This is a genomic window from Aeromicrobium sp. (assembly GCF_036676885.1).
GTDB lineage: Bacteria > Actinomycetota > Actinomycetes > Propionibacteriales > Nocardioidaceae > Aeromicrobium.
Genome location: NZ_JAKFCB010000141.1, coordinates 1 through 7,991, shown reverse-complemented (window position 1 = coordinate 7,991; position 7,991 = coordinate 1). Strand labels below are relative to the sequence as shown.

Below are 7,991 nucleotides of genomic sequence, written 5' to 3'. Positions count from 1 at the left end.
AGCGTGTCGTCGCCGCCACGGCCGACGTTGGTGCCGGGGTGGAAGTGCGTGCCACGCTGGCGGACGATGATCTCGCCGGCGTTGACGAGCTGACCGCCGAAGCGCTTGACGCCGAGGCGCTGTGAGTTGGAGTCGCGGCCGTTCTTGGTGGAGGCTGCGCCCTTTTTGTGTGCCATGTGCTCAGTCCCCTACTTCTTGATCCCGGTGATCTTCACCTGGGTGTACTTCTGACGGTGACCCTGACGCTTCTTGTAGCCGGTCTTGTTCTTGTACTTCTGGATCACGATCTTGGGACCCTTGGAGAGGCCCAGGACCTCGGCGGTCACCGTGATCTTGGCGAGCGAGTCAGCGTCGGCCGTGACGGTCTCGCCGTCGACGAACAGCACCGCGGGAAGGGACAGCGTCTCGCCCTCGGCCTGTGCGACCTTGTCGATCTGGATGACGTCGCCGACGGCTACCTTCTGCTGGTTGCCGCCACTGCGGACGATTGCGTACACCACGGGATTCCTCACTCGTTTCAACTCTGGGGGCACGGCCGCTCGAGGAACGGGACGCGCGAGAACGGTACGCAGAGCGCACCGAAGGACTAGTTTACGGAGCCTGACCCTCGCTGGTCAAAACGGGGCTGTCCCCGACCTGACCTGAAGGCTCAGAAGTCGTGCTGCCGGCCGGTGCCGAAGCCTGTTCCACCGAGGGCGGAGGGCCTGCCGGCTTGGATGCCGAGCCACGCTTGCGCGCGACCTTCTTGGCCGGGGCCGCAGGCTCGACCACGGGCGCGGACTCGCCCGTCGTTGCCTCGGCGGGTGCGGCGTCGACAGCGCTGCTGTCGGTGTTCTTGGCGTCCGGCGCAGTGCCGGCGTCGTTGTTCTTCGACTCGTTCTTGCCGGCGTCGTTCTTGCTCGACTCGTTCTTGCCGGCGTCGTTGCCGCCACCCTTGGCGTTGCCGCCCTGGTTGCCGTTGGCGTTGGTGCGGCCGCCACCGCCACCGCCACCGCCGCCGCGACCGCCGCGGCCACCACGACGCTGCTCGTCCTTCTTGGGCTCGACCGGGGCCTCCTGGATCAGGATGCCGCGACCGTTGCAGTGCTCACACTCGTGGCTGAACGACTCGAGCAGCCCCGTGCCGATGCGCTTGCGGGTCATCTGGACCAGGCCGAGGGATGTGACCTCGGCGACCTGGTGACGTGTGCGGTCACGGCCGAGGCACTCGACGAGCCGGCGGAGCACGAGATCGCGGTTGCTCTCGAGCACCATGTCGATGAAGTCGACGACGATGATGCCGCCGATGTCGCGCAGCCGGAGCTGGCGGACGACCTCCTCGGCGGCCTCGAGGTTGTTCTTGGTGACGGTCTCCTCGAGGTTGCCCCCGGAGCCGGTGTACTTGCCGGTGTTGACGTCGACGACCGTCATGGCTTCCGTGCGGTCGATCACCAAGGATCCGCCGGACGGCAGGAACACCTTGCGATCGAGCGCCTTGTGGATCTGCTCGTCGAGCCGGTACGCCGTGAAGGCGTCCTGGCCGTCCGGGTTCTCCCAGCGCTTGACCCGCTCGGCGAGGTCGGGAGCCACGTGGTCGATGTAGCCCTTGATCATGTCCCAGGCGTCGTCGCCTTCGACGACGAGACCCTGGAAGTCCTCGTTGAAGAGGTCCCGCACGACCTTGATCATGAGGTCGGGCTCGGAATAGAGCAGGTCGGGCGACTTGCCGGCCTCGACCTTGCGCTGGATGTCCTCCCAGCGCGCGGTGAGTGCCGTGACGTCGCGGGTCAGCTGCTCCTCGGTCGCTCCTTCGGCGGCGGTGCGCACGATGACGCCCGTGTCGTCCGGGAGGACCTCCTTGAGGAGCGTCTTGAGGCGCGCGCGCTCGTTCTCGGGCAGCTTGCGGGAGATCCCGCTGGTCTGGCCGCCGGGCACGAGGACCAGGAAGCGTCCGGGCAGGCTGACCTGGCTGGTCAGGCGGGCGCCCTTCTGGCCGATCGGGTCCTTGGTGACCTGTACGAGGATCGTCTGGCCGGGCTTGAGCGCGTCCTCGATCTTGCGCTGCTTGCCGTTGCCGAGCGTGGTCCAGTCGACCTCGCCGGCGTAGAGCACGGCATTGCGGCCTGCGCCGATGTCGACGAATGCGGCTTCCATGCTCGGCAGGACGTTCTGGACCTTGCCGAGGTAGACATTGCCGATGATCGAGATCTGCGACTCGCGGGCGACGTAGTGCTCGACGAGCACGTTGTCCTCGATCACCGCGATCTGGGTGTAGTCGTCGCGCTGACGGACGACCATCTCGCGCTTGACCGACTCGCGGCGGGCGAGGAACTCGGCCTCGGAGACGATCGGGGCGCGGCGGCGTCCGGCCTCGCGGCCCTCGCGGCGGCGCTGCTTCTTGGCCTCGAGGCGGGTCGAACCGGCAACGCCGGTGATCTCGTCCTCGGCCGTGCGTCCATTGCGCACGCGGACGACGGTGTTCTCGGGGTCGTCGGGCGACACGTCGGCGCCTTCGCCCGCACGTGCCCGGCGACGGCGTCGACGGGTGCCGCCGTTGCCGTCGTCCTCGGAGTCGTCGTCGCCCTCGTTGTCGTTGTCGGTCGAGGACTCGTCGCCGTCGTTGTCGCCCTTGCGGCGACGGCGGCCTCCACGGCTGCGGCGGCGGCGCTTGGGTGCGTCGGGATCGTCGTCGTCCTCGTCGTCCGAGTCGTTGTCGGAATCGGCCTGGACGGGCCTGGGCCGCGCAGGGGCGACGCCCGGCTCAGGCGCCTTGAACATCGCGGCAGTCGCGGAGACCGGTGCGGCTTCCTCCGCTGCGTCCGCATCGTCCTCGGCGGTCTTCTTGGCGGCGCTCTTCTTCGCCGTGGAGGCACCTCCCGCGCTCTTGCGCGGGGGGTTCTTGGCCGGCGCGTCCACCTGGTCCGCGGAGTCCGGCGTGTCGTCGTTGGCATCCGGCTCGTCCTTGGCCGGCTTCCTGGTGGCGCTCTTCTTGGCCTTCGGCTCGGCCGGAGCCTCGTCCTTGGGCGGCGCCTCGGCCTTGGGCGGCGCGACGGGTGCGGAGAAGCTGACTGCGGCGGGCGGTCCAGCGGGACGGCCAGCGGCTCGGCGTCGTGCGGGCGGTGTTTCTGTGGTGGATTCAGCAGGTGTTTCGTTGTCGTCGAGCATGTGCTCTCCTTCGCCCGAGGCCGATCGAGATCGGCCTGGGCACGTCTGCGGCCCGGCAAGCGGGCCTTAAGCCTTCGGTCAACCCCAGCGCCACGCGCCGGGGAGTTGACGGCGAACTTCGGTCTGTCACATCAGCTCCCACATTCACCGCCGCGGTCGGCACCCGTCAGGATGCGTCGCGGTCGAAGGCAAATGGATCGCCCACCGTGCCGGTCTCTGTGTCCAGAGGGCCCTGGGCCAAGCGAGTCGCGATGGGCGTCTGCTCGAGCTCGAGGCCGCCGCTGGATCGGAGTCCGGCGAGAACGTCGTCCGGTCGTATCGACGGTGTGTCATGTCGTACAACCACAGCCAGTATCGCACATGGGCCTGTGCGGCTCTCGTCGGAACGCGCGGACAGGGCCAGCACGGCGTCGCGACAGTCGAGCGTACGGAGGCCCCGCTTCATCATCCGTTCGATCAGCACCTCGTCGGTCGCCAGGAAGGCATCGACCGCCGATTGAGCGTGTTCCGGGGCGACTCCCGGCAGGGCGATCTCCCAGGAGCTTGCCTCCAGGCGGTCCGCCAGCGACCCCGGTTTCGCCTCGACGACGTCGACGATGTCGAGGCCGTCGGGCAGCGCGGCATCGAGCGAAGCGCGTACGTCGTCCGGCTCGCAGCGCCGTGTCATGCCGATCTCGAGGTACTCCGCCTCGCTCGCGGCCCCCGTCGGCGACGCGTTGGCGTAAGAGATCTTGGGGTGCGGTGTGAAGCCGGACGAGAAGCCGATCGGGATGCCGGCACGTCGTACGGCCCGCTCGAAGGCGCGGGCGAAGTCACGGTGGCTCGTGAACCGCAGACGTCCGCGCTTGGCGTACCGGATGCGCAGCTTCTGCACGATCGGCAGCTGCGGGTTGGGGGCTTCGGGGTTGGGCGTCCCCTCGAGGGTTGTCACCTGACGAGGCTACCCGCGCAGCGGCCAGGGCTCGCAGGGCAGGATGGTGCGTTGTGAGCCCCCACCCGCCTTCGCCGACCGTCGGCGGTCGCCTGCTGGTCGGCGCCGCCATCGTCCTGCTGGCGCTCAACCTGCGATCCGCGGTGGGAAGCCTGGGCGTCGTGCTCGGCCCGGTCCGCGAGGACCTGGGCATGTCGGCCCCGGTCGCAGGGATCGTCACGGCGGTCCCTGTCGTCTGCTTCGCCGTCTTCGGCGTCGGTGCGCACGGTGTCGTCAAGGGGCTCGGCCTCCACCGCACGGCCGCCGTCGTCCTGGCGATGATCACGGCGGGCCTCGTGCTGCGCGCTGTGGTGGACAGCACGGCGCTGTTCATGACGTTCACGACCGTCGCCCTCGCCGGCGCAGCGATGGGCAACATCATCCTTCCGCCGCTGGTCAAGGTGCATTTCCCCGACCGGGTCGGGCTCATGAGCGCGCTCTACGGTGCTGCGCTGATGGGCGGCGCGACCCTCGGGTCGATCTCGACCGTGCCGTTGTCCGGCGCCCTGGGTGGCTGGCGCCAAGGACTGGGGCTCTGGGCGGCACTGTCGTTCGCCGCCCTGCTGCCGTGGCTCGCCTTCTTGCGGCACGACGTGCGAACCGACCCGACGGGGTCCCAGCGCCTGGCGATGCGCGAGGTGGTCCGCTCCCCTCTGGCCTGGGCCATGGTCGCGGTCTTCGGCGCGCAGTCGGCCGGAGCGTACGCGCAGTTCGGGTGGTTCCCGGAGATCCTGACCGACGCGGGACTCAGCGATGCCCGGGCCGGCGCGATGCTGGGCCTGTTGAGCGGGGTCGGCATCCCGCTGGCTCTCGGCCTGCCGTGGCTCATGCGGATGGTCGGTGACCGGCCGATCCTGCCGGTCACGTTCGCCGCGATGACCGCAGGAGGCTGGCTGGGGGTGCTGCTGGCGCCGACGACCCTGACGTGGCTGTGGGCGGCCCTGCTCGGCCTGGGCGGCGGCGCCTTCACATGGACCCTGACCATGATCGGCAAGCGAGCCCGCACCGCGGCCGGCACGACGACGCTGTCGGTCTTCACGCAGGGTCCGGGATACCTGCTTGCCGGGATGGGACCGCTCGGCGCCGGCGTGCTGCACGACGCCACCGGATCGTGGACCGCGCCGATCGTGGCCCTGATGGCCCTTGCAGCGGTGATCGCGGTCGCCGGATGGTTCGTCGCGCGGCCCGTGATGCTCGAGGACACCCTCGAGACCGGGCCACGCGACCGGATCAGCAGCTGACGGGACGGGCGGCGACGACGCGGGTGGCGCGCGCCGTACGAGCCAGGTGGGCGATCAGGGCGAGGCGATCGCCGTTGAAACGCTCCGCGGCGACCCGCTCTGCGGCGGCCCGGCGACGCTCGAGCCTCTCGACGAGCTCACGCTCGTGCTGCTGGTTGTCGACCTGTGCGATGTAGTCGGTGATCATGATGGACTCCCTTTCTGGAGCTCTTTGACATCACCAACATTCGTCGCTGAGGCGGCCCGCCCACATCGGACGGATGCCTTAACTTCCAGGGCGGTTCTCGGCCTAGGTATGTCTGAGGTACCTCAGACATACCTAGGGCGCCTAGACGCGGATGGTCGAGCGTTCGGCGATCATGGCCGCCTCGGTGCGGCTCGCGGCCCCGAGCTTGCGCAGGATCGCCGAGACGTGGACGCTCGCGGTCTTGGCGCTGATGAACAGCCGCTCGCCGATCTGGCGGTTGGTGAGCCCTTCGGCGATCAGGTCGAGGACCTGCTGCTCCCGTGCGGTGAGCTCGACAGATCCCGCCTCGTGGCGCTCGGGTGCCCCATCGAGTGGCAGGCCGGCCCGCTCGGCGAAGGCGCGCGCCTGACTCACGATCAGCCCAGCCCCGAGCGTCGTGGCGGCCTCGATCGCCGCTTGCAGCGTCGCGACCGACTCGGACCGCAGGCCGGCCGCGTGCAGCGCCATGGCGAGCCTCAGCCGCAGGTAGGGACCGACCTGCGCCGGGAGCACAGGTGACCCGTCCAGCGCACGCTGCCACTCCGTGACGCCGTCGCCGGTGCGCGACGGGCCACCGAGCTCGGCGTCGAGCACCGCGGCCCATTCGCCGTGGGTCGGCCAGAATGCGTCGACCTCGAGCGCCTTGCGTAGCCGCTTCTCGGCATCGTCGACGTCAACCTCGGTGTCCGCGGTTGCGCGCAGCCGCGCCAGCGCCCGGGCCGCCTCGGCGTAGATCGGGAGCGAGCGACCGGGGTTGGAATGGAAGTCGTCGGAGATCACGTGGGACAGATGGCCCCACGCCGTGGCCGCGTCGCCCTGGGCGAGAGCCAGCTCACCGGCCAGCAGGACGAACTGGAGCCGGGTCTGCACCTCGACCTCGGCCAGGGCCATCATGTGCGGGCTCCAGTGCCGGTACATCCGTTCGGCGGCCTCGAGCTCGCCGCGCCAGAGCGTGGACCAGACCTGGGAGCGGAACAGGTAGACCCTGAACGTCAGCGGCGGCGACAGTGCCATCACCCGGTCGAGCAGGCGGGTCGCGCGTTCCCACTCACCGCGTGCGAACAGCGGATCGATCATGTTGGACGCGAGGATGGCTCCGGAGCTCCGCTCGACGCCCAGCTCGCGTGAGCGGTCGAGCCCCTCGTCCGCGACCGCGACCGACTCGTCGTAGCGACCCAGGAGGTTGAGCATGTCGGAGTAGTTGACCCAGAACCGCAGGAGCGCATCGGGGTTGCCCTGGGCGAGCTCCTTGGCGCGCTCGAGGTCGGCGACCCCGCCCGGGACGTCACCGCGATGGGCTCGGGCCACACCACGGATGTTGGAGGCCATCGAAGCCGCTTCGGGGTCACCGAGCTCCAGCGCGAGCTCGAGCGCCTGGGTGGCCATGGCGACGGCGTCCGGGTGGGCCCCCTCGATCATGTAACGGGCCGCGAGGCGATAGAGGATCGTGGCCCGGAGCGATTCGTTCGCTCCAGGTGGTACGAGACCCAGCGCCTCCCTCAACAACGGGATCGCACCGACCTTGGCAATGTTGTGCAGACAAGCGGCCTGGAGCATCAGGAGACGCGCGAGAGCCGGTCCCTCGGCCTCGCCCAGCGAGATCGCGAGCGTGACGGTGGCCAGGGCGCGTTCGGGTTCGCCGGCCGTGTGCAGGTAGGCGGCGACCTTGCCCATCAGCTTTGATCGCGGCATCCCGGCGACCGTCTCGGCACGGTCGATCGCGTCCCAGATCTCGAGGGCCCGCTCCCCCATCTGGGCCGCCGTGGCGTAGGCGTAGGAGTCCACGGCGCTGCGCATCGCGGCGATCGTGGCGGGGAAGGCCTTGTGGTGGTTGTTTGCGGCATGCCAGTGGTAGGCGATCTCGGTGATGTCGCCGGGCGGTTCTTGCGCCGCGAGCGCCTCGGCGTAGCGGGCGTGGAACCGGGTGCGCTCCCCCGGCAGCAGGTCGCCGTGCACCGCCTCTCGCACCAAGGCGTGCCGGAATGTGTAGGCGCTGTCATCGACCACCAGGACGTTGGCCACGACCGCCGCACGAGCCGCCGCATCCAGGTGTTCGGCGCTGCGGTCGAAGACCTCCTCGACGAGCTCGTGCTCGACGCGCTGACCGCCTGCAGAGACGACCCGGAGGAAGTACTGGGTCGCCTCGTTGAGCCGCTCGTAGCGGGCGAGCAGCACGTCGCGGAGGGTCTCGGGCAGGACCGAGTCCTCGCACCCCACGAGCTCCTCGACGAAGAACGGCACACCCTCGCTGCGCTCGAAGACGCTCTCGACGACGTCGAAGCCGGGCGTGCGCCCGAGGATCGACGCCGCCTGCTTGCGCACCTGGGCGCGGGTCAGCCGGCGCAGCTCGAGGCGCTTGGCCCGCCGGCCGCGCTCGATCTCGGTCAGGAAGACGCGCAGCGGGTGGCCA

The 7,991-nt window shown here is 69.7% G+C and carries 7 protein-coding genes; 1 reads left to right on the top strand and 6 read right to left on the bottom strand.

Annotation, left to right across the window (positions count from 1 at the left end; all coding sequences use genetic code 11):
• The 4 genes from rpmA to V6M46_RS07125 form a co-directional block, all read right to left on the bottom strand.
• Nucleotides 1-176 (bottom strand): 50S ribosomal protein L27 (gene rpmA / locus V6M46_RS07140; protein ID WP_332663295.1); only part of this gene is annotated, 176 nt, incomplete at its 3' end.
• A gap of 12 nt (nt 177-188) precedes the next feature.
• Nucleotides 189-497, bottom strand: coding sequence for a 50S ribosomal protein L21 (gene rplU / locus V6M46_RS07135; protein WP_332663293.1), 309 nt, complete (start codon nt 495-497; stop codon nt 189-191).
• Nucleotides 498-591: 94 nt separating this feature from the next.
• The gene (locus V6M46_RS07130) at nt 592-3,144 is read right to left on the bottom strand and encodes an Rne/Rng family ribonuclease (protein WP_332663291.1); all 2,553 of its coding nucleotides are present in this window, start codon (nt 3,142-3,144) and stop codon (nt 592-594) included.
• A 166-nt stretch (nt 3,145-3,310) separates the two neighbouring features.
• Complete coding sequence (locus tag V6M46_RS07125) at nt 3,311-4,075, bottom strand: TIGR03936 family radical SAM-associated protein (RefSeq protein WP_332663289.1); 765 nt, start codon at nt 4,073-4,075, stop codon at nt 3,311-3,313.
• 53 nt (nt 4,076-4,128) lie between these two features.
• Here V6M46_RS07125 and V6M46_RS07120 point away from each other — a divergent pair, with 53 nt between their 5' ends.
• A complete protein-coding gene (locus tag V6M46_RS07120) occupies nt 4,129-5,355 on the top strand; it encodes an MFS transporter (protein ID WP_332663288.1) in 1,227 nt (408 codons plus the stop codon).
• Here V6M46_RS07120 and V6M46_RS07115 read toward each other — a convergent pair.
• Both V6M46_RS07115 and V6M46_RS07110 read right to left on the bottom strand, forming a co-directional pair.
• Entirely contained in the window at nt 5,345-5,542 is a 198-nt protein-coding gene (locus V6M46_RS07115) for a hypothetical protein (RefSeq protein WP_332663286.1), read from the bottom strand. The two genes, V6M46_RS07120 and V6M46_RS07115, sit on opposite strands and share 11 nt — an antisense overlap.
• A gap of 141 nt (nt 5,543-5,683) precedes the next feature.
• The coding region (locus V6M46_RS07110) for an ATP-binding protein (protein ID WP_332663285.1) at nt 5,684-7,991 on the bottom strand (2,308 nt) is incomplete at its 5' end.